At 33.9% G+C, this 21,620-nt stretch carries 17 protein-coding genes and 3 tRNA genes; 10 read left to right on the top strand and 10 right to left on the bottom strand.

Annotated elements, in window-relative coordinates; all coding sequences use genetic code 11:
* Positions 1 to 230: 230 nt before the first annotated feature.
* The 3 genes from AC1EUU_RS03270 to AC1EUU_RS03260 all read left to right on the top strand — a co-directional run bounded on the left by AC1EUU_RS03270 (position 231) and on the right by AC1EUU_RS03260 (position 609).
* Positions 231 to 314, top strand: a tRNA-Ser gene (locus tag AC1EUU_RS03270).
* Between the two features lie 14 nt (positions 315 to 328).
* Positions 329 to 403: transfer RNA gene (locus tag AC1EUU_RS03265), tRNA-Pro, on the top strand.
* Between the two features lie 132 nt (positions 404 to 535).
* Positions 536 to 609, top strand: a tRNA-Arg gene (locus tag AC1EUU_RS03260).
* 61 nt (positions 610 to 670) lie between these two features.
* Here AC1EUU_RS03260 and AC1EUU_RS03255 read toward each other — a convergent pair.
* The 6 genes from AC1EUU_RS03255 to AC1EUU_RS03230 all read right to left on the bottom strand — a co-directional run bounded on the left by AC1EUU_RS03255 (position 671) and on the right by AC1EUU_RS03230 (position 7,557).
* The gene (locus AC1EUU_RS03255) at positions 671 to 1,771 is read right to left on the bottom strand and encodes a glycoside hydrolase family 3 N-terminal domain-containing protein (protein ID WP_480199943.1); all 1,101 of its coding nucleotides are present in this window, start codon (positions 1,769 to 1,771) and stop codon (positions 671 to 673) included.
* A gap of 97 nt (positions 1,772 to 1,868) precedes the next feature.
* Positions 1,869 to 2,768: a hypothetical protein gene (locus tag AC1EUU_RS03250; RefSeq protein WP_480199942.1), complete on the bottom strand. Its 900-nt coding sequence runs from the start codon at positions 2,766 to 2,768 to the stop codon at positions 1,869 to 1,871.
* Positions 2,758 to 3,450: a hypothetical protein gene (locus AC1EUU_RS03245; protein ID WP_480199941.1), complete on the bottom strand. Its 693-nt coding sequence runs from the start codon at positions 3,448 to 3,450 to the stop codon at positions 2,758 to 2,760. The genes AC1EUU_RS03250 and AC1EUU_RS03245 overlap by 11 nt, the downstream gene beginning before the upstream one ends.
* Positions 3,447 to 4,361: a FlgO family outer membrane protein gene (locus AC1EUU_RS03240; protein ID WP_480199940.1), complete on the bottom strand. Its 915-nt coding sequence runs from the start codon at positions 4,359 to 4,361 to the stop codon at positions 3,447 to 3,449. The genes AC1EUU_RS03245 and AC1EUU_RS03240 overlap by 4 nt, the downstream gene beginning before the upstream one ends.
* Positions 4,358 to 5,389, bottom strand: coding sequence for a hypothetical protein (locus AC1EUU_RS03235; RefSeq protein ID WP_480199939.1), 1,032 nt, complete (start codon positions 5,387 to 5,389; stop codon positions 4,358 to 4,360). The genes AC1EUU_RS03240 and AC1EUU_RS03235 overlap by 4 nt, the downstream gene beginning before the upstream one ends.
* 110 nt (positions 5,390 to 5,499) lie before the next feature.
* Complete coding sequence (locus tag AC1EUU_RS03230) at positions 5,500 to 7,557, bottom strand: HD family phosphohydrolase (protein WP_480199938.1); 2,058 nt, start codon at positions 7,555 to 7,557, stop codon at positions 5,500 to 5,502.
* A 125-nt stretch (positions 7,558 to 7,682) separates the two neighbouring features.
* Here AC1EUU_RS03230 and AC1EUU_RS03225 point away from each other — a divergent pair, with 125 nt between their 5' ends.
* Positions 7,683 to 8,858, top strand: a complete 1,176-nt coding sequence (locus AC1EUU_RS03225; RefSeq protein WP_480199937.1) for an acetyl-CoA C-acyltransferase — start codon at positions 7,683 to 7,685, stop codon at positions 8,856 to 8,858.
* Between the two features lie 6 nt (positions 8,859 to 8,864).
* A complete protein-coding gene (locus tag AC1EUU_RS03220; protein ID WP_480199936.1) occupies positions 8,865 to 9,635 on the top strand; it encodes a C40 family peptidase in 771 nt (256 codons plus the stop codon).
* 52 nt (positions 9,636 to 9,687) lie between these two features.
* Here AC1EUU_RS03220 and AC1EUU_RS03215 read toward each other — a convergent pair whose 3' ends face one another.
* Together AC1EUU_RS03215 and gyrA are read right to left on the bottom strand one after the other, a co-directional pair.
* A complete protein-coding gene (locus tag AC1EUU_RS03215) occupies positions 9,688 to 10,962 on the bottom strand; it encodes a tetratricopeptide repeat protein (RefSeq protein ID WP_480199935.1) in 1,275 nt (424 codons plus the stop codon).
* Positions 10,963 to 10,977: 15 nt separating this feature from the next.
* Positions 10,978 to 13,500, bottom strand: coding sequence for a DNA gyrase subunit A (gyrA, locus tag AC1EUU_RS03210; RefSeq protein ID WP_480199934.1), 2,523 nt, complete (start codon positions 13,498 to 13,500; stop codon positions 10,978 to 10,980).
* A gap of 224 nt (positions 13,501 to 13,724) precedes the next feature.
* Here gyrA and AC1EUU_RS03205 point away from each other — a divergent pair, with 224 nt between their 5' ends.
* The 5 genes from AC1EUU_RS03205 to AC1EUU_RS03185 all read left to right on the top strand — a co-directional run bounded on the left by AC1EUU_RS03205 (position 13,725) and on the right by AC1EUU_RS03185 (position 18,970).
* Complete coding sequence (locus tag AC1EUU_RS03205) at positions 13,725 to 16,280, top strand: ATP-dependent Clp protease ATP-binding subunit (RefSeq protein ID WP_480199933.1); 2,556 nt, start codon at positions 13,725 to 13,727, stop codon at positions 16,278 to 16,280.
* Between the two features lie 81 nt (positions 16,281 to 16,361).
* Positions 16,362 to 16,835: a YybH family protein gene (locus tag AC1EUU_RS03200; protein ID WP_480199932.1), complete on the top strand. Its 474-nt coding sequence runs from the start codon at positions 16,362 to 16,364 to the stop codon at positions 16,833 to 16,835.
* 41 nt (positions 16,836 to 16,876) lie between these two features.
* Positions 16,877 to 17,182, top strand: coding sequence for a hypothetical protein (locus tag AC1EUU_RS03195; RefSeq protein WP_480199931.1), 306 nt, complete (start codon positions 16,877 to 16,879; stop codon positions 17,180 to 17,182).
* 136 nt (positions 17,183 to 17,318) lie between these two features.
* On the top strand, positions 17,319 to 17,843 hold the full coding sequence (locus AC1EUU_RS03190; protein WP_480199930.1) for a TlpA family protein disulfide reductase: 525 nt from the start codon (positions 17,319 to 17,321) through the stop codon (positions 17,841 to 17,843).
* 104 nt (positions 17,844 to 17,947) lie between these two features.
* Positions 17,948 to 18,970 (top strand): redoxin family protein, encoded by a 1,023-nt coding sequence (locus AC1EUU_RS03185; RefSeq protein WP_480199929.1) that lies wholly within the window; start codon positions 17,948 to 17,950, stop codon positions 18,968 to 18,970.
* Between the two features lie 31 nt (positions 18,971 to 19,001).
* Here the strand turns inward: AC1EUU_RS03185 and AC1EUU_RS03180 are convergent, their stop codons facing one another.
* Positions 19,002 to 20,582, bottom strand: a complete 1,581-nt coding sequence (locus tag AC1EUU_RS03180; RefSeq protein ID WP_480199928.1) for an NAD(P)H-hydrate dehydratase — start codon at positions 20,580 to 20,582, stop codon at positions 19,002 to 19,004.
* Between the two features lie 79 nt (positions 20,583 to 20,661).
* Positions 20,662 to 21,615 carry an acetyl-CoA carboxylase carboxyltransferase subunit alpha gene (locus AC1EUU_RS03175; protein ID WP_480199927.1) on the bottom strand — a complete coding sequence of 318 codons (954 nt, stop codon included), beginning with the start codon at positions 21,613 to 21,615 and terminating at the stop codon, positions 20,662 to 20,664.
* Positions 21,616 to 21,620 lie beyond the last annotated feature (5 nt).

Here is a 21,620-nt window from a genome sequence, read left to right as displayed (position 1 = left end):
TTAAACCTATTGATTTTGAAGTACCTAAAGGTACTAAAAATTTAAGTATTGGTTTCTATAATTCTAGGACTTTAACAGATGTAGGCTATTGAACGAAATAAAAATTCAAATTTTATATAAAAATTTAATAAAAGCTGTTGTACCAACACATCAAATTTATTACATTTGCACCCGCCTAGATAAAACATGAAGAATGTTTGTTCTTGGTAATAAAAGTTCATTAGAATTTAGGAGAGGTGCCGGAGTGGTAACGGAGCAGATTGCTAATCTGTCGACGGGTAACTGTCGCCTGGGTTCGAGTCCCAGTCTCTCCGCTTTTAAATTCTATCGGGGTGTAGCGTAGCCCGGTTATCGCGCCGCGTTTGGGACGCGGAGGTCGCAGGTTCGAATCCTGCCACCCCGACAAGAAGCTTTGCTTTTTGTAACGATGTATGTAAGATTAGTATATTGAATTGATGCATCAATTTGAGTTTGTCAGCACAGCTGATGACTTCTTAATAATGAAAAGTAAGGGTTTTTATAAAAATTTAATCTGGGTCGCGTAGCTCAGCTGGATAGAGCATCTGCCTTCTAAGCAGACGGTCGAAGGTTCGAATCCTTCCGCGATCACAAAGCATAACCTCCTTAATTTAGGGAGGTTATTTTGTTTATAGCTCTATTGAATAGTAAACTATAGTAATCCCAAGCAAATTTTTAATCGAATAATCTTCTTTACTGATTGATATACCTGATGCTTATAGTCATTGTTATTTTGCATTTCTTGATAAATAGATTCAATAGTTTTATCTTCATCAATAGGCATTAAGAGAATATCACAGCCTGCCTTTGAGGCTTGAAGCGGCGCGTCTTTAATTATCGTAACGGCCTTCATAATATTCAAGGCATCTGTAATAATAATACCTTTAAATCCTAACTCTTTCTTTAATAAGTCAGTTACAATCGTTTTTGAACAACTGGCAGGTAAATTATTGGTTTGATATTTCGTATTATTTTGAACGGTAATATGTGCAATCATAATTGACAAAACACCAGCCTCAATAAGTGGTTTATACACATCTACTTCTTGCAATTCACCATCAATGTAAACAGACTTTTTATGCGTATCGCCTGTCACCAATCCATGACCGGGAAAGTGTTTCGCTGTAGCAACAATGCCTTGGTCTTGTGTAGTTTTTATAAACTGCTTACTCAATTCAATTACCTTCTCTTTATCATTACCAAAACTTCTGTTTTTAATAGCTTCATTTTGTGGACTAATATCAACCACCGGTGCAAAGTTTTGTTGTATGCCAATTTCTGAAAGATGGGTATTGATTATGGAGGCAATTGAATCAGCTTGCTTCTTATTTTTGATATCAATAGTATTCATTAACTCTGGAGTTCCTTGTAGTCTACCATTAAACAAACTTGGTTCGGCATCTATTGAATATAGTAATGGAAGCTGCCCTTGAAGTTCTCCAATAGAATTTAAAGAGTCTATTAATTTTTTATGAGCTTTCTTCTGCCCTTTTAAAAATACAACTCCGCCAATTTTATTTTCTTTGACTAATTTTAGAACTGTAGCATCAGCCTTACCCAATTCTCCAGCCGAAGTAACGATCATTTGAGCGATACGTTCTTTATCTGATAAAGTAGTAAAAATAGTATCTACCTTGTGAGCCAAATCAGCATTATAATTGTAGAAATCACTAAGATTGAACGTGCTTTCTTGAGCAAAAGTTAAAGACGCATTTAATACTAGTATTAGAGAGATTAGTGCTTTTATCTTCATGTATCTTAAGTTGTTTCCTTAAAAATACTATTTTACCATTTAATTACTAAGAAAAATGTTGGTAATCGTATTTAATATCTTTAAGTATCAACCAATTTCAACTTTTTCTCTTTTTCCTTTTTGTAGTAATTTCTTCTAAATCATTAATAAAAGTTAGGCATGTAGAAATGAATAGTAAAAACGCAAATGCAGAAGAAATGGCCTGGAAAAGACTATCATTCAAAAGTCTACTTACTAAAGTGGTGGCAATGAAATATCCAGACTTTTGATTTACTGGACCAGGGGTTATTATTTTGCCTTTTTTAGCAACCACTTTATAGGTAGCCTGCATTGCCGGATTTTCATTAATAACAATAAATCCAAAGGCCTTACTTTTTGATTTTTCCACTATAAATTCTTCTCCAATATTTAATTCATGAATACCAGATTGGAAAAAATGATTTCCTAGTATCGACTTCCCGACCATTGTTATCTTACCACTTCTAACTAAAGCTGGATTATACGCACTAGACTCATACCCTACTGCCCTACCTAATATGACTTCCCCAGAGATTGGTATGATTATATTTTCACCTTTTTCCGCTCTCTGAGAAGGATTTGAAATATAAAACTCAATAAATTTATCCGCCTTCCCAATAATTTTATCCTGCTCAGCATCATAAAAAATACCCGCGCTATTATTCAATTTATTTTCTACCTGTATAAGCAAAGCTCCATTAGAAATTCGTTCAACGATAACCTGAGATTTTGAACTTACTTGAAATGAACCATTATAACTACCTAAACTATCACCGTTATAATTAAAAGCTATTATATCATTTAATGGGATTCTAGGAGTATTCTCATCTTCCGTTTTAAATTCAATTCGCTCTGTAACTACAGCAACGTTAAAAGTGGTAGGAATAAGCTTGGCAATAGCAATAAGAAAGAGGAATGCTGTGCCCAACAAGATTGCGGCTAGAATGACAATCGATTTGGTTCTTTTCTTAATTTTCAAAGCTTAAATGTTTGATTGGCAACTCGTAAGAATTAAACTTTATTGAACCAAACCTTCGAACTCGTTGTTTAATGTATAACATCGCGTTTTTATGAATTGCTTTAAGCGGAATACTACATTTCTTGTTATAAGCGATTGTTGGCGACTCAAGATCTTCACACTCATATTCTTTTGCGCCAACCTCTATTGTTGTTGGAATCTGGGAGTTAATATAGATTACTCCATTGTTATTTTCTGACAAATTTTCCCAACTACTTAAGAGATATGAACTCGGACTATGATCGCAACTTTTACCTAAAGAAACTAAAATAACCACTTCATCAGTGGAATATTTTGATAACTGCTTTTTGTATTTCGTTGGTAGTAAAAACTCATTAAATCCCGTTTTAGAATTAGAGATATCATAATCTAATTTTGCTGAATATCTACCATCTTTAGAACTTAATTCAACACATAAAGTATTTAGGTTAGTCTTAGGAATAGCTACATAAAATGAATTTGGCTGAATCTTTTGACTTGAATTTTGTAACATTAGCCCTACCCGAATCCCTCCGCTAACAGGTATTTTATCTTGCCAAACTTCCCAATCAGGCGTCTTTACCGTCTTTTCATTTGGTTTTATTTGAGCACAGGTAATACCAAAAAAACTAATTAGAGGTACTATGATGAATAACTTTTTCACTTAATAGTATAGGTTTTTGATTTGCAGGTTTCAATTTTTATTTCACCACGATCCATGCTAAATTTTGCAGCCGATGAAAAACCTATCTTTCCATAACGGCCATCTAAATCTTTCTGGAACACGTCCCAAGTCACGGCATGATATGTAAGTTCTCTACTAATAAGCTTATAAACACATTTCGTTTCACCCGCATTTATTGTTAAGTCTTTGTGCTTAACTCCTCCTCTTTCTAATTGTGTATAATGTTGTATTCTAATTACAATTTTGTTCTTGGTGCCATTAAAGAAACATAAATCTCCAAAACTCTCTTCTTTACACTTAGGATCTACGGTTTTTGGGTTATTTATTGTTTCATTTGAATTTAAAGGTGTATTAAAACCTTTATTGGTGGTATTGCCACCTGCAACACTAATACCTAAATAAGATGCTATATTTTCATTCATGGGTAAGGTACTCATATTAGCTGCAAATTGTAATGCTGTTTCAGTATCAAGTACTTTGGCCCTTACTTTTACTACATTATTTAAAACAGTGTAAGTACCAGTAATAATTGCATCTACTGCAATTATCTTACCTAGCTCTTTAGCCGTTGCTTCATCAATATAACCTTCAGAATTTAACTTATGTTCTTTTAAAATAGCATCTAAGTGATTACGGTCTATCACATTGAAGTTCTTACCAAAATTGGTGAGGTAAATAGAGAAATCTTCTGTTACGTAATTGCCCAAGGCGGTTCTTTCTCCGCTTTCGGTAACAAAGCCCCAAACGGCTACTTTTTTCTTTTGAGTGTTATTAATTTTATTCGCTAAACCTTCTGCAAGCTTTTCAAGTTTAGCATCAAAGTCTTGACTAAACGCATTTGAAAATAGAATAAAACAGATAAAAGAAGCTAACAACTTTTTAAAATTCATGGTATTTCTTTTTTAAGATTAGTTACTAAAGATTTATAAGATTTATGCAACGCCAATGTTTTATTGTAGTCTAATCCTCTACCTAAAACTGTAATCGTTTTTAACAAAGCAAAGCCATCAGATGAGAAAATGTGAGCCTCTAAAATAGATCTAACATTATGTAAATTTCTTTCATTTAACTCTTCGGTTATAGTTATCCTACCTAATAAGAGCTCTTCAACACTTCCCTTAATTTTTTTAGCATGTTTTTTTTCAACATTTCCAGAAATGATAGCATTAAAGTGCTTCTTGATAAAATACTTATCCTTAAAATAAGCATTGGCTTGATATAGGTCTCCTTTATTAAGTTGTGAGACAATTGAATTTGTAATATTGGTATCCTCTTTATTATCCTTGAATAAAACAATTCCAATTTTCTTCTTAACTGTTGGTTTAAAAAATGATGAAACTATTTTATCAAGAGTATCTATCCTTAATACAAAACCAGTATACAAGTCGTTCTCAATAGTCATTAGCATACCTAAAAGAACTTTTTCATTCTGGTATATTGTATATAAAGATGATCCGCTCATGCCTTTAGAAAACGATATATGGTTCTTTGGAACTATAGAAAGGCTTTGTAGGTCTTTAGATTTTATGGCTACCTTAATCAAGTTTGAAGTGCCCATATCATCTATATATTCTAAAAATCCTTCTGAGGCCTCGTTAATAATTGCATTAAAACTCCTTGAAACATTCCATGCATTGCATTTTTGAGTTCCTCCTTTCTCAATTCTCGCCACTGCAAGATCAAAAGGATACGATTCAATTAGTTTGGCATATGAAAGAACTCTTTCTTTATTTAACACAGTTATGGCTCCTGAGTAGCCATCTATAACATGATTAGGAGTTATCGTAAAGCATTCATTAGAACGATTCTTTAAAATACCATTTCCTTTCTCTTTTGCTTTAATAAACACATTCTGTTGCGCAAAGAGAGCACTTGTAGGGACTAGAATGGCAATTACTAGTAGTAAATTTCTTTTCAAAGGCATTTATAATTAATAACCTTTAAAAATATCTAATCAAAATGATTAAAAATTACGGAAAACCTCAAAATGAATATTTACTGGTAGTTTTGAATGGAATTCAAGCAATTTTATTCGGGATATTCTATTCTTAAATGATAAATATTTAGCAACTTCTTCTTTATTACTTTTTTTATAGCTTCAATCTCTTTAAAAGTAATATTTGCATTTATAAATTGATTATTTTTCATTTGAGAGTCAACAATTTTTTCAATGAGATTGTCAATTAACTGAGCGGTGGGTTCTTTTAAGCTTTTTGATGCGGCTTCGGCAGCATCACAAACCATTAATATTGCTGTTTCTTTAGAGAAAGGAATTGGGCCAGGATATGTAAAATCTTTACTATCTAATTGTTCTGGAGCAAATTCTTCTTGTTTTTTATAAAAATAATATACTTGCGATGTACCATGATGGGTACGTATAAAGTCGATAATTCTATCTGGTAAACCATTCTTTTTAGCAACTTCAATGCCTTTAATCACATGATCAATAATAATTTTAGCACTGTCTTTTGGAGTTAACTCGTTATGCGGATTTACATTCGTAGTTTGGTTTTCTGTAAAATACATCGGATTTACCATTTTACCAATATCATGATATAAAGCTCCAGTTCTAACCAGCATTGCATTGGCCCCGATTTCATTAGCACTTGCCTCTGCTAAATTGGCAACCTGCATAGAATGTTGAAAAGTACCCGGTGCTTTTTCAGCAAGCTCGCGCAAAAGTTTTGAATTTGTATTTGATAATTCCAGTAAAGAAACATCTGACACCAGATTAAACAGTTTTTCGTATATCAGAATAAACAATAGCGATAAAAAGGACAATACCCCATTTAATGCAAACCATCCAAAATAATCATAATTTAACTGAGAAGCATTTCCTTCTTGTATAATCGAAAATGCAAAATAAGCCACCATATAAATAATGGTTATCTGACTTATGGAAATAAAAAGATTAGCTCTTCTATACAATTCTGAAACTGTTAGAATTGTAATAATACCTGCAATAATTTGTAAGAAAATAAACTCGAAACTATTAGGAACTATAAACCCTAATAACAAAACGGTTAAAACATGCGTAAATAAACCCAGTCGTGCATCAAAAAATGCTTTCAATATAATCGGTAATATAATAAGCGGCACTACATATAAGAGCTCTACGCGATATTTTACTACCAAAGTCACCAAAAACACCATGAGTAAAACATTGAAAAAAATAAAAGTGACCTTGGTATTATTTTCAAAAATTTCTGGTCGGTATTTTTGTATAAAAAGTAATAACATTAGCAAGGCTAAAGCAATCAAGATAATATACCCGAAAACGATCCAGTTGTAATTGGATTCACTCCAAAGCTGAGACTCATATTCGCTTTTCAAAGAAGTTAATATCTCATACTTTTTCCCTTCAACGACATCTCCCTTAGAGATGATTCGCTCATTTTCAGATACTAAACCTTTTGTTTTAGAAATACTATTTAAACTTTCATCTAGTACTTTTTGAGTGAGCTCATTATCGAAATAAACATTTGGCTCTAGTACTTCTAAAAATATAGTGGTTAATGAATTTTTAAAAGGTAAATATTTGGTTCTACTAAAGTAGGTGTCTATTTCATCTTGAATTGTTGCTTGGCGTTCAAACCTATCATAAACAAACTTCTGTGTTTCATTACCTTTTCTTAAGGTTATAATTTGTTTATCGCCTGCATTGTTTCGATCATCATTTTCTATGTAGCCATTCTCATAAACTTTATTAAGAAACCGCTGACCAAAATTCATCACCCTTCTCCTACTTTGATTTTTAAATAAGGAATCGGGCAAATTCGCTTGTACTTTTTGATTAAAATTATTTTTTACTCTAGCTATTATATTCTGATTATAAGCAAAAAACAACTCCTTATTTAACTCTATTTGTTCTTTTTCTTTTTCTAATTCATCGTCTGTCTTTTGAATAGCAAAATCAAATGGCGCATATAAATTATCTGCCTGCCAAGGTTTCCCCTTTTGAATATCCAGTCCGAAGTGCCCCCCTTTAGGGAACATATATACAATACTAGCGGTTGTAATGATGAATAAAAAAACTTTATAGATCAGTGAATGATTTTGATAAAGTCTATTGATGAAATTCTTCATTTAATAAAAGTAAGTTTTCAAATGTAAAAAATAGTAATCAATAAATGCTATCAATTAAATAAGATTGCTTAAAATTAATTAAATTCGCCACATAAAATTCAGATTAAATTTAAGAAAACATAAATATGAAGGAAGTTGTAATTGTTTCGATGGCTAGAACGCCTATAGGAAGCTTTCTAGGAGCTTTATCAACCATTCCTGCTCCACGCTTAGGTGCAATTGCCATTAAAGGAGCGTTAGATAAAATAAACTTAAACCCAGCGCTAGTAGATGAAGTTCTAATGGGTAATGTTGTACAAGCAGGAACTGGACAAGCTCCTGCGAGGCAAGCAGCCATTTATGCAGGAATTCCAGATACAGTACCCTGTACTACCGTGAATAAAGTATGTGCATCGGGTATGAAAAGTGTAATGCAAGGTGCACAAGCTATTGCTTTAGGTGATGCAGAAATAGTAGTTGCAGGAGGAATGGAAAATATGAGCTTAATACCTCATTATTACCATGCCAGAACTGCCTCTAAATTTGGACCTGTAAAAATGGAAGATGGTATGCAAAAAGACGGGTTAGTTGATGTATATGATCAAAATGCTATGGGTGTTTGTGCTGATGCTTGTGCCAATGAATATGAATTTTCACGTGAAGATCAAGACGCTTTTGCAATTCAATCTTATAAACGTTCAGCAAAGGCTTGGTCGGAAGGGAAATTTGAGAACGAGGTCGTTCCCGTTGAAGTTCCTCAAAGACGTGGAGAGCCACTTGTAGTTGCTGAAGATGAAGAGTACAAAAATGTAAAAATGGAAAAAATTCCGGCGCTTCGTCCGGCATTTACCAAGGAAGGGACCGTTACCGCAGCAAATGCATCAACCATTAATGATGGTGCCGGCGCAATGGTACTAATGGCTGCAGATAAAGCGGCAGAATTAGGGTTAAAGCCACTCGCAAAAATCAAAGGATATGCAGATGCAGCTCATGAGCCTAAATGGTTTACTACAGCTCCTGCAAAAGCATTACCAAAGGCATTGGCAAAAGCAGGTGTTACTCAAGACGAAATAGATTTCTTTGAATTTAATGAAGCTTTTTCGGTAGTTGGATTGGCAAACATGAAAATTTTAGGATTATCAGACGATAACGTAAATGTTAATGGAGGTGCTGTTTCATTGGGTCATCCACTCGGATGTTCTGGTGTGAGAATCTTAATTACTTTGGTAAGTGTTCTTGAACAAAATAATGCTAAATTGGGTGCTGCAGCAATTTGTAATGGTGGTGGCGGAGCTAGTGCCGTTGTAATTGAAAGAAATTAATCTTAGATGAATTACGGACTCTGTAATTTAAGTATTGTTCCATTACGGATTGAACCTAATGATAAAAGTGAGATGGTCTCTCAGGTTTTATTTGGAGATCATTTTAAAATTTTAGAAAAATCTAAACAGTGGCGAAAAATCCGTCTTGCTTTTGATAATTATGAAGGCTGGATTGATGAAAAACAATTTGCCATTATATCAAAGGATTTTTACAAAAAGTTAGATAAATCTGAGGTTCACATTACAACAGAGTTAGTAGAGGCCATTAGTAATGCTAAAAATGAATTATTGCCCATTCCTCTAGGCGCTTCCTTGCCTTTTTTAAATAAAGGGAATGTAGATTTTGAAACTACTCAATTCTCTTTTGAAGGAAAGTATACTTCAAAACAGTATAACAAAGAGCATCTAATAAAAACTGCATTTATGTATTTAAATGCTCCTTATCTATGGGGAGGCAAGACACCCTTTGGTATCGATTGTTCTGGTTTTACACAAATGGTTTATAAACTTAATGGTTATAAGTTATTACGAGACGCTTCACAGCAAGCTTCTCAAGGTGAAGTATTAAGTTTTATAGAAGAGTCTGAACCCGGTGACCTCGCCTTTTTTGACAATAAAGATGGCGAAATTATTCACGTAGGAATTATTATGGCGAACAATTATATTATACATGCCAGTGGTAAAGTACGTATTGACAGGTTAGATCAAAGCGGTATCTTTAATGAAGAATTAAAAAGACATACCCACAAGCTAAGGGTAATTAAAAAAATATTCTAAAAAAAAACTCGCTGTGTTAACAGCGAGTTTTTAGTTTAAGATTTACTTAAATTTATTCTTTTGAAGCATCCCAAATTGCTTTCATTTCTTTAAACTTATCATCCATTCCCACATTCTCATATAGGCTCATCAACGTTCTCGCAATACTAGCATCAGCTTTACCATCTTTCTCTTTTTTGATATTGAAAGCTTTTTCGTAAACAGGAATTACTTCTTTATATAACTTCGCTTGCTTCGCTTTGATCTCATCATATTTTTTGAAGTTACTTAAGTTATTATTCATCTCCTCTACTAACTTCTTATCATCTTCTAAAAGTGCAGATCCTAAATTCAAATAAGCATCAGAATAATTTGGGTCAAGCTCAATTGCTTTATTATAATTAGCCTTAGCTTCTTCTATTTTACCTTGCTCTTGGTTAATAACACCAACGTTAAAGTGTAAACTAGGATTGTTAGGGTCTGTTGCAATAGCTTCTTCCATTAAGCCTTTGAATTCATCTTTCTTACCTAATTTCAAGAAAAGGTTAGCTTGATTTAAAATAAGATTGATGTCTTTTGGGTCTGCCTTTCTGGCCTCATCCATAGCTGCAACAGCCTTTTCATTGTCGCCTTTCTCAACTAAAATAAATGCAATATTCTTAATTACTGAAGCTTTCTTTGATTCTGATACTTCTGTTTTTGGGTCTTTATACTGATTGGCTTTTACCATTAAATCCATTTGAGATTTAGACCCCATGTTTTCACGCTCTCCGGTTTCAACATTCACAGCTGTGTATTGCGTTGTAATACCAGTATAGCCTAAATCTTTTAAATTGTTAAAATACTCTAAGGCCACATCAAAATCTTTATCTAAATAGGCAGCATTTGCAGCATATTCCAAAAACGCAGTATCCTTTTTACTTAACGTATATGTTTGATACAATGAGTTTTTAGCATTTGCATAATCTTTAGTTTGATATTCTTTAATACCTTTATTAGAAACATCTGAAATCAACGCATTTAACATTGGCTCAGCCTCACCAGTATATTTAGATTTTCCTGATTCTTTTTCAAAAGCAATTAAATTTTGAAAAGCCTTTGCTGCCATATCGTAAGATGCTGCATCGGCATTCTTTTTAGCTAAATCATAATACGTTTTAGCTTTCAAAAAATAAAATTTTGCTTTGTACTTATCTTCTAATGCTCCTTCTGCTTCGGTTATAGCAGATTTCGCAGTTGCCGCATCACCATTTTTCAATGCTTTCTCAGCAGCTTTTAATTGATCTTTTTGCGCATAAGCAGCCATACTAATGGTAACTGCTAATAACATTAAACCTATTTTTCTCATTTCGATTTTAATTAATTATTCTTGATTGTTTGTTGAACTGTTCGTTTCATTATTGTCAATTTCCGTGCCATTTGCTAATTCGTCGGTTTCTTCTTCCTCTTCTTCATGCATTACTTTGGCTACAGCAGCTATAGAATCGTTCCCTTTAATATTGATGAGTTTCACACCTTGGGTAGCACGTCCCATAACACGTAAATCAGCAATTGCCATACGAATTGTAATCCCAGACTTATTAATGATCATTAAATCATCTTCGTCTGTTACATTCTTAACAGCTACTAAGTTACCAGTTTTTTCGGTAACGTTAATTGTTTTAACACCTTTTCCACCTCTATTGGTGATTCTATAATCTTCTAATGATGATCTTTTTCCATATCCATTTTCTGAAACTACCAAGATATTACTTTCCATATCATTTACAGAAACCATACCCACAACTTCATCAGTATCATTAGCTAAAGTTATACCACGCACACCCGAAGCATTTCGTCCCATTGGGCGTGTTTTTGCTTCTTCAAAACGTATGGCTTTACCAGATTTTACAGCGATCATGATCTGACTATTACCATCTGTTAATTTAGCTTCTAACAATTCATCTCCATCTTTAATGGTAATTGCATTAATACCATTTGTTCTTGGTCTAGAATACTGTTCTAAAGATGTTTTTTTAGTTTGTCCTTTCTTAGTAACCATTAATACATAATTACTATTTACATATTCTGAATCTTTTAGATCTTGTGTACAAATAAATGCTTTTACCTTATCATCTTGCTCGATATTAATCAGGTTTTGAATGGCTCTACCTTTAGAAGTTTTATTTCCTTCGGGTATTTCATAAACCCGCATCCAAAATACTTTTCCTTTCTGAGTGAAGAAGAGCATATATTGATGATTTGTGGCTACAAATAAGTGTTCTAAGAAATCTTCGTTACGAGTTGCAACACCTTTTTGACCGCGCCCTCCTCTATTTTGGCGTTTATATTCAGAAAGATCTGTACGTTTTACATATCCTGCATGAGAAATAGTTACCACTACTTTAGAATCTGGTATCATGTCCTCTATGCTCACATCGCCTCCTGCGTACTCAATTACCGATCTACGTTCGTCTCCATATTTCTCTTGTACCTCTAATAATTCTTCTTTAATGATAGACATTCTTCGAGGCTCATTAGCCAAAATATCTTTTAAATCTTCAATTAATTTCTTGATCTCTTCATATTCTGCTCTTAGCTTATCTTGCTCTAAACCAGTAAGCTGACGCAATCTCATTTCAACAATTGCTTTGGCCTGGATCTCTGAAAGTTCAAAACGCTTCATTAAAGACTCGCGAGCCTCATCAGCATTTGCAGAAGCACGAATTAATTTAATCACTTCATCAATATTATCTGATGCAATGATTAAACCTTCTAATATATGAGCTCTGGCCTCTGCTTTCTCAAGTTCATACTTAGTTCTTCGAACAACAACTTCATGACGGTGATTAACAAAATGCTTAATTAAATCTTTTAAATTTAATAGTTCAGGTCGCCCATTAACTAAAGCAATATTATTAACACTAAACGATGTTTGAAGTGCAGTGTATTTATATAGTTTGTTCAGTACAATATTTGGAATGGCATCTCTTTTTAATACATATACCAACCTTCTACCTTTTCTACTTGTTTCATCACGTAAAGAAGCAATGCCTTCTATTCTTTTATCATTTACAAGGTCGGCAGTCTTCTTTAAAAGATCAGCACCATTAACTTGATATGGCAATTCCGTAACTACGATACATTCTCTACCATTTACTTCTTCTATATTGGCTTTAGAACGCATTACAATACGCCCACGACCGGTATGAAAAGCATCTTTTACGCCTTCATAACCGTAGATGATTCCTCCAGTTGGAAAATCCGGAGCTTTGACAAATTGCATTAACTCATCAATTTCTATATCATTATTATCAATATATGCGATTGTACCATCAACTACTTCAGAAAGGTTGTGAGGGGCCATATTTGTAGCCATACCAACTGCAATACCAGAAGCGCCATTTACAAGTAAACTTGGTATTCTGGTTGGTAAAACCGTTGGTTCTTGTAAAGTATCGTCAAAATTTAAGCGGTGATCTACAGTATCTTTATCGATATCAGCTAACATTTCCTCAGAAATCTTACGCATACGCACCTCTGTATAACGCATTGCTGCCGGACTATCGCCGTCTGGAGAACCAAAGTTTCCTTGTCCATCAACCATTTCATAGCGCATACTCCAATCTTGAGCCATACGAACCATAGCATCATAAACTGATGTATCTCCATGAGGGTGATATTTACCTAAAACTTCTCCAACAACTCTTGCTGATTTCTTATGTGCTCCTGTAGCGCGTATTCCTAATTCGTGCATACCATATAAAACACGTCTGTGAACAGGTTTTAATCCATCTCTCACATCAGGTAGTGCTCTTGATACAATCACAGACATTGAATAATCAATGTACGATGACTTCATTTCATCTTCTATGGTAATAGGAATTAACTTTTCACCTTCTGCCATATAATTTTCTTTTAGTTTTACTCGTTTTTATAATCGGAGCAATATACAACAAATGCAAATTTTTAAGTACATAAAAGAGTTGATTTATTAACAGTTTTTATTAACAATAAAGCCTTATGATTACTTAGTTTTACATGCCATAACGTCATTGTTAATAGTTGGGCATAACTTTTGTAATGTTTATTTAAAAATTCTACTAAATTTACGACAATAAATAGTAAAAAATGGACGATAATTTTTCACCAAAAGTAAAGGATGTAATAGCTTACAGTAAAGAAGAGGCGCTTCGTCTAGGCCATGATTTTATTGGTACTGAGCACCTTATGCTGGGTTTATTACGTAAGGCCAATGGAGAAGCAATCGATATTTTAACAACGTTAGATATCGATCTTAATATGTTGCGAAAGAAAATTGAAGGATTGAGCCCTGCAAACCCAGACGCTGTTGGAGGTAATGATAAAAAGAGTCTTCACCTTACCAAACAAGCCGAGAAAGCCCTTAAAACCACTTTTTTAGAAGCTAAATTATACAAAAGCAAAGCTGTAAGTACAGCACATTTATTATTATGCGTACTGCGTAATGAAAATGACCCTACGACAAAACTGCTTAATAAGTTTGATATCGATTATGACGAAGTGAAAAATATTTTTAGCCAATTGTTCTTAGAGGAAGATATTTCAATAACTCCAAGTGCCGAAGCTGAAAATGATGATGATTTCGAATCTCCAAGACAAAATCCATTTGAGGGAAGTGGTGACAGCGGACAAAAAAGTAAATCAACAAAAAAATCTAAAACGCCTGTTTTAGACAATTTTGGGCGCGATTTAACAGCTTTGGCTGAAGAAGGTAAGTTAGACCCTGTTGTTGGAAGACAAAAAGAAATTGAACGTATCTCTCAAATATTGAGTAGACGTAAAAAGAATAATCCGATTTTAATTGGTGAGCCAGGTGTTGGTAAATCAGCCATTGCAGAAGGATTGGCACTACGAATTATTCAACGTAAAGTATCAAGAATACTATTCAATAAACGTATCGTTTCATTAGACCTTGCCAGCCTTGTAGCTGGAACCAAGTATCGCGGACAGTTTGAAGAACGCATGAAAGCGCTAATGAATGAATTAGAAAAGAATGACGATATCATTCTTTTTATTGACGAAATTCACACAATTGTAGGTGCAGGAGGAGCTACAGGTTCTTTAGATGCATCAAATATGTTTAAACCTGCATTGGCTAGAGGTGAAATTCAATGTATTGGCGCCACTACCCTAGATGAATTTCGCCAGAACATCGAGAAAGATGGCGCATTAGAGCGTCGATTCCAAAAGGTAATGGTAGAACCTACATCTGTTGAAGAAACGATTCAGATCTTAAATAATATTAAAGATAAATATGAAGATCATCATAATGTTACTTTTACCGAAGAAGCTATAGAGGCCTGTGTAAAATTAACAAATCGCTATATGACAGATCGTTTTTTACCAGATAAAGCGATTGATGCCTTAGATGAAGCTGGTTCAAGAATACATATTACTAATATAGTAGTACCAAAACAGGTGCTTGAATTAGAAAAACAACTCGAAGAAGTTAGAGACTTGAAAAACAGCGTTGTAAAAAGTCAGAAATACGAAGAAGCTGCACGCTTAAGAGATGATGAAAAACGCATTGAGAAAGAGTTAGCCGCTGCTCAACAAGCTTGGGAAGCACAATCAAAGCTTCATAAAGAAACTGTTACTGAAGACAATGTAGCCGAAGTAGTTTCTATGATGACTGGTATACCAGTAAATAGAGTAGCTGAAGCGGAAAGTGCGCGCCTGGCTGATCTGCACAAGCTGATTAAAGGGAAAGTAATTGGGCAAGATGAAGCGGTAACAAAGGTTGTAAAAGCCATTCAGCGTAATCGTGTTGGACTGAAAGACCCAAATAAACCTATTGGTTCTTTTATCTTCTTAGGGCAAACGGGAGTTGGTAAAACTCAATTAGCAAAAGTATTGGCTCGTGAGCTATTTGATTCTGATGAAGCATTAATTAGAATTGATATGAGCGAATACATGGAGAAATTTGCCATTTCAAGATTAATTGGCGCACCTCCAGGGTATGTTGGTTATGAAGAAGGTGGACAGTTAACCGAGAAAGTACGTCGTAAGCCTTATTCAGTAGTCTTACTTGACGAGATCGAAAAAGCGCATCCAGACGTATTTAATATGTTATTACAAATATTAGATGATGGATATATCACAGATAGCTTAGGAAGAAAAATTGATTTTAGACATACCATTATTATAATGACTTCTAATATTGGCGCACGTCAATTAAAAGATTTTGGTACTGGTGTTGGTTTTGGTACTAGTTCTAAAAAGCAACAGGCTGATGCTAATGCAAAGAGCGTTATAGAAAATGCATTAAAGAAAAGCTTTGCTCCTGAGTTTTTGAATAGAATTGATGATGTAATTGTCTTTAATCCATTAGAGAAAGAAGATATCTTTAAGATCATTGATATTGAATTAGAGAAGTTATTAGAGCGTATTGATGGACTTGGATATAAGCTTATCTTAAGCGGTAAGGCGAAAGATTATATCGCTGAGAAAGGCTTTGATAAGCAATACGGCGCGAGACCATTAAAGCGTGCTATACAGAAATACATTGAAGATGCCTTAGCAGAAGAAATTGTAAGCTCTAAATTAAAAGAGAATGACAGTATCTACATGGACCTCAATGAAGAAAAAGATGAATTGGTCATTAAGATCAAAAAAGCTAAAAAAGCGACCGAAGAAAAAGATTAAGTTAAATTGCCCTCCTTACGGAGGGTTTTTTTATATGATTATTAATTTATCTATAGTGCGTATTTGCAAACAATAATGATAATGAAAAAAAAAGGCTTAATTATTTTTGGTTTCATCCTACTATTTAGTTGTGCAAAGGAAAATCATGAAAAAGAAGTGACTGATACAATAGAAAAACAAGCTATTAAATCTACATTGATTGACATGTGGGATGCCATTGAAAAAGGTGATATAGAGCGGTATGCATCTTATATTCATGATGATTTTACGCAGTTCGGTGAATATGATTCTGTTTTGCGTTCTGGCAAAAATGCAGAAGTAAAAGGAATTAGAGAATGGGTAGAAAGCTCGACGCCCATTCATACTGAAATGCACTCACCTAACGTTACTATTAACGGAAATACAGCATTTATCACCTATTATTGGTCAGATTCTGGTACCACAAATGGTAAACCATTTGCTACCAAGGGAAAGTCTACCAGAATATTCGTGAAAGAAAATGATAAATGGGTATGTATACATGGCCATTATACTTTATTGCTTGATAGTCAGTAAAGTATAATTTTATTATATTAGACAACCCAAATACTATGATCATGAGTAGAGATCACGTTACCTCATTGCAAGAGCGTATAGTAAAAGAAATAACAAGCACATATAATTCTATTGCCGAATATAAGAATCATACTTTTAGAAGAGTTTCTAGTAAACAAATTATTGATCAACCTACTGCAGATCGTAGAATTCAAATTGTTGAGCATAAACTTAAAGCATTAAAAATGATGTTAGCGCGAATTGATGACGGTCAACATGGTTTTTGTGAAAAATGTCATGCGCCAATTAAATCTTTAGGTAGACCTTTAAATAGGTCTGTAACTAGATTTTGTTCTAATTGCAACTAAAAGCAATCCTTTTTCTTTACATATAGCTATTTAGTTTACTAACTACCAAATAATTACGTTAATTTATTTGAATAGATACAATATCTATAAAAAAAGACGTTAATAATAGTACAATAAATCCCAAAATTAACTGATTATGAGGAATCTACTATTATTAATTGTAGTACTAGGTACCCTCTCCTTTACCTTAAGCAAAGAAGTAACCCGCAATGTTGAAAAAGCAAGCATTGCTACCGGAAAAGTTGCACCTAATTTTTCATTAAAAAACACTAATGACAAACAAGTAAGCCTAAGTGATTTTAAAGGAACATATGTGTACATTAACTTATGGACTACTTGGAGCCAACCTAGCAAAGATGAATTTCCACATTTGCAAGAATTGATTAAAGAATACGGTAATGCCATAACATTTATCAATTTATCAATTGACTATCAAAGAGAAAAAGGTAAATGGAAAGCGTATATCAACAAACAAAAACTAAATGGTATTCACTTAATTGCTGATAGCGATTGGCAATCTGAATTTGTAAAATCGTATAACGTAATCAAAATACCGAGGGCCATCTTAATAGATAAAGAAGGTACTATTGTAGATGCTTATGCACCAAGACCATCACAAAATAAGCTGTTAACAAAGTTATTCGATTCTCTAAAGGAATAATTTACCTACTTGAATTGTAAGGAACTGTTAAATTGTATGACTTTAGAAGTATTTAAAACTATAATTCAATACTTTTGAAACTTAAAATACAATTTGAACAGATAATGAAAAGAATACTTTTAGTGTTATTGGCAGGTACTTTATTTATTGCTTGCAATAAGTCAACACAAACTACTAAAGATTATGTTAGCCTTTCTGGAACTGTAAGTAATAGAACATCTGATAATATTGTTTTAAACGGCCCAGGTTTTCAAAAAGAACTTACATTAGATGAGAACGGCTCGTTTAAAGATACTGCAAAACTAGAAGAAGGCTTCTATATGTTATCGCATGGAGATATTAAGACTTTTTTGTTCTTAAAGAATTCATATGATCTTGAATTAAGTTTTGATGCTCAGAATGCCAAAAATTCCCTTTCTTTTTCTGGTTTAGGGGCCGGTACTAATAACTATATGGCTAGCAAAGTTCGTCTTGAAGAACAAGAAAACCTGAATGATTTCACTAACTTTTTTGAATTAGATAAACCTGCCTTCGACCAAAGGGTAACAACTTTGGGTGCTTCTTTGAAGGGTTTAATAGATAATGCAACAGATTTAGACTCACTGTTTTTAAGTCGTGAATTAAGGTCAAACGAACAATTGATTAATTTTTTGAATAAAAATTATGAGCAGCAACACGAAATGCTTACTGTTTTAGGTAAAGGAAACCCATCTCCAAAATTTAAATATCCAGATATTAATGGAAAGAATGTTTCACTAGACGATCTAAAAGGTAAATATGTTTATGTGGATGTTTGGGCTACTTGGTGTGGGCCTTGTAAACGTGAAATACCTTTTTTGAAGGAGCTAGAGCATGAATATGAAGGCAAGAATATTACGTTCGTAGGATTATCTATTGACACCCAAGAAAACAAAGAAAAATGGAAGACAGTAGTGGCTGATCGAGGCTTAAAAGGGGTGCAAGTATTAGCAGATAAAGACTGGAATTCTCAGTTTGTTCAAGATTATAGAATAACAGGTATACCTAGGTTTATCTTAATCGATCCAAAAGGAAATATTGTGAGTCATGATGCCCCTCGCCCATCAGAACCAGCTTTAAAACAACTTTTAAATAAGTTAAATATATAAATACGAAACGACTCTTTTTGGAGTCGTTTTTTTATTTTTTGCTTTGTTTATTTTCCTGAGCTTGTCGCTGTTGCTCACTTTCATTTACTTGCTGCTGAACGGGCTGTTCTCTTCTAAATAACTCTTTAAAAGCATCAGGTAGATAGTCAATACAATCTGATGCCGTAAATGTTTCAAAGGTAAGGTCTTTCATAGCAACGTCTGCAGATAAACCGTGTAAGAATACTCCAAACACAGAAGCTTCAAATTCAGTATATCCCTGAGCCAATAAACCTGTAATTACACCGGTTAAAACATCACCAGTTCCTCCAGTTGCCATTCCTGGATTTCCTGTTTGATTAAAGAATAAAGTGTTGTTAAATGCAATCGCTGTTTTAGCTCCTTTTAAAACCACTACAGATGCTAAGCTATTCGCAAGTTGTTTTAACTTGTCTAATTTGTCAAAATCATTTTCCCATTTTCCAACTAGACGCTCAAACTCTTTCGGATGTGGAGTTAGAACAGATCCTTTAGGGATTAAATTTAACAGCGCTTTATCTTTCGCGAGCAAATTGATCGCATCGGCATCCATAACCAAGGGCAATTTATTATGTTGCAAAAATTCTTTAAATCCGTTTAAGGTCTTCGTTGAAGTTCCGAGTCCAACGCCAATACCTATAGCACTCGCCTTAACCTTGGAATTTATATTTTCGATTAAATCTTCACCATTTGTTTCAACCATCACCTCAGGAAGCGCCGTTTGAACTATTTGATAACCGCATTTAGGAATATATGCTGTTACCAATCCACTACCAATACTCAGCGCTGCTCGAGCTGCTAAAGCTACTGCTCCTATTTTCCCATAACTACCTCCAACAATTAATCCATGACCATAGTTGCCCTTATGAGAAAATTCCTCACGAGGTTTATACATTGGTAAAACATCTTGTTTATCAATAGTAAAAGCACTTGCTTCAACGTTGTAAATAAATTCAGCATCTAGGCCAATATCAATAACATTATATGATACTAGGTATTCTTTATTTTCAGGTAATAAGAATGCCAGTTTTGGTGTTTGAAATGTTAAAACATGATAAGCTCTTATAACAGCTTCTTTATCCTCAATAGCTTTATTGGCATACATTCCGGAAGGAACATCAACAGAAAGCACATAGGCATTAGATTTATTGATATGCTGAATGGTTTCTTTAATAACACCTTCAGGTGGTCTAGAAAGACCTAATCCGAAAATGGCATCTATAACCATATCATTTTCGGAGATTTCAGGAAGTTCAGATGAACAAGTAATCATTTCTGGCCAAACACCAATTTCTTTTAAACGTTCATAATTTGTTAAGAAATCACTGCTTCTTTTGTTGCTACAATTAACTACATACGTGAATACATTATAGCCATGTTGCTTCAAATGACGTGCAATGACTAAACCATCACCTCCATTATTACCTGTACCACAAAATACTTTAATGGGTATATTATTACCTTGAAGTCGGTTATGTATCCACTGAAAACAAAGCGTGGCAGCACGCTCCATAAGATCAGCCGTAGTCATTTGGCCCTTTTCTATAGTAACTTGATCAGCTTGATATAATTGCTCAGTGGAAAGTATTTTCACACGTTTAAATTTTAATAATTATTGATATTAAGTTAATTATAAAATAAAGAACGTGTGCAGTGACTACGTTCTCACATGGTTAAGCTTTATATACGCCCATATCGGCATATTTATCCATGCGCTGATTAATCAACTCTTCCACTTTAAGTTTTTCTAGCTCTTTAAAAGATTTTATGATCTGCTTTTCAACAATTTCAAATGCCTCTTCCCTATTGCTATGTGCGCCACCAAATGGTTCTTTAATGATACCATCGATTAACTGTAATTTTTTCATATCTGCAGCCGTTAATTTTAAGGCTTCAGCGGCTTGTTCTTTATATTCCCAACTACGCCATAAGATTGACGAACAAGATTCGGGTGAGATTACGGTATACCAAGTGTTTTCCATCATAAAAACACGATCTCCAACACCAATACCAACAGCACCACCAGAAGCACCTTCGCCAATAATGATTGAAATAATAGGTGTTTTAAGTTTGGTCATTTCAAAGATGTTTCTGGCAATCGCTTCGCCTTGCCCGCGCTCTTCAGCTTCCAGCCCTGGATAAGCCCCAGGAGTATCGATTAATGTAATCACCGGTACGCCAAATTTTTCGGCCATTTTCATTAAACGTAATGCTTTACGATAGCCTTCTGGATTTGCCATACCAAAGTTACGGTATTGACGTGTTTTAGTATTATAGCCTTTTTGTTGGCCTATAAACATAAATGACTGGTCACCAATCTTACCTAAACCGCCAATCATTGCTTTATCATCTTTTACCGTACGATCACCGTGAAGTTCCATAAATGTACCTTTAGTAAGTGCATTTATATAATCTAAAGTATATGGTCTATTAGGATGGCGAGACAACTGTACTCGTTGCCATGGCGTTAGGTTTTTATAAATATCTTTTTTAGCTTTTTCTAATTTTTTTTCTATTTGTTGGCAAGTTTCAGAAACATCAATATCACTTTCTTTACCAATCAATAAGCACTTTTCGAGTTGTTCTTCTAACTCTTGAATAGGCTTTTCAAAATCTAAATACTCCATTAGAG

The sequence above is a fragment of the Maritimimonas sp. 2205BS37-2 genome, assembly GCF_056591755.1.
The sequence above is the reverse complement of the archived record's forward strand: the minus strand, read 5'-3'. Positions and strand labels throughout refer to the sequence as shown.

Coding starts and splice junctions, on each gene's coding strand:
- AC1EUU_RS03190 (WP_480199930.1), top strand. CDS start 17,319: ATGAGGAATCTACTATTATTAATTGTAGTACTAGGTACCCTCTCCTTT.
- AC1EUU_RS03230 (WP_480199938.1), bottom strand. CDS start 7,557: ATGAAGAATTTCATCAATAGACTTTATCAAAATCATTCACTGATCTAT.
- AC1EUU_RS03195 (WP_480199931.1), top strand. CDS start 16,877: ATGAGTAGAGATCACGTTACCTCATTGCAAGAGCGTATAGTAAAAGAA.
- AC1EUU_RS03175 (WP_480199927.1), bottom strand. CDS start 21,615: ATGGAGTATTTAGATTTTGAAAAGCCTATTCAAGAGTTAGAAGAACAA.
- AC1EUU_RS03225 (WP_480199937.1), top strand. CDS start 7,683: ATGAAGGAAGTTGTAATTGTTTCGATGGCTAGAACGCCTATAGGAAGC.
- AC1EUU_RS03205 (WP_480199933.1), top strand. CDS start 13,725: ATGGACGATAATTTTTCACCAAAAGTAAAGGATGTAATAGCTTACAGT.
- gyrA (WP_480199934.1), bottom strand. CDS start 13,500: ATGGCAGAAGGTGAAAAGTTAATTCCTATTACCATAGAAGATGAAATG.
- AC1EUU_RS03200 (WP_480199932.1), top strand. CDS start 16,362: ATGAAAAAAAAAGGCTTAATTATTTTTGGTTTCATCCTACTATTTAGT.
- AC1EUU_RS03185 (WP_480199929.1), top strand. CDS start 17,948: ATGAAAAGAATACTTTTAGTGTTATTGGCAGGTACTTTATTTATTGCT.
- AC1EUU_RS03255 (WP_480199943.1), bottom strand. CDS start 1,771: ATGAAGATAAAAGCACTAATCTCTCTAATACTAGTATTAAATGCGTCT.
- AC1EUU_RS03220 (WP_480199936.1), top strand. CDS start 8,865: ATGAATTACGGACTCTGTAATTTAAGTATTGTTCCATTACGGATTGAA.
- AC1EUU_RS03240 (WP_480199940.1), bottom strand. CDS start 4,361: ATGAATTTTAAAAAGTTGTTAGCTTCTTTTATCTGTTTTATTCTATTT.
- AC1EUU_RS03215 (WP_480199935.1), bottom strand. CDS start 10,962: ATGAGAAAAATAGGTTTAATGTTATTAGCAGTTACCATTAGTATGGCT.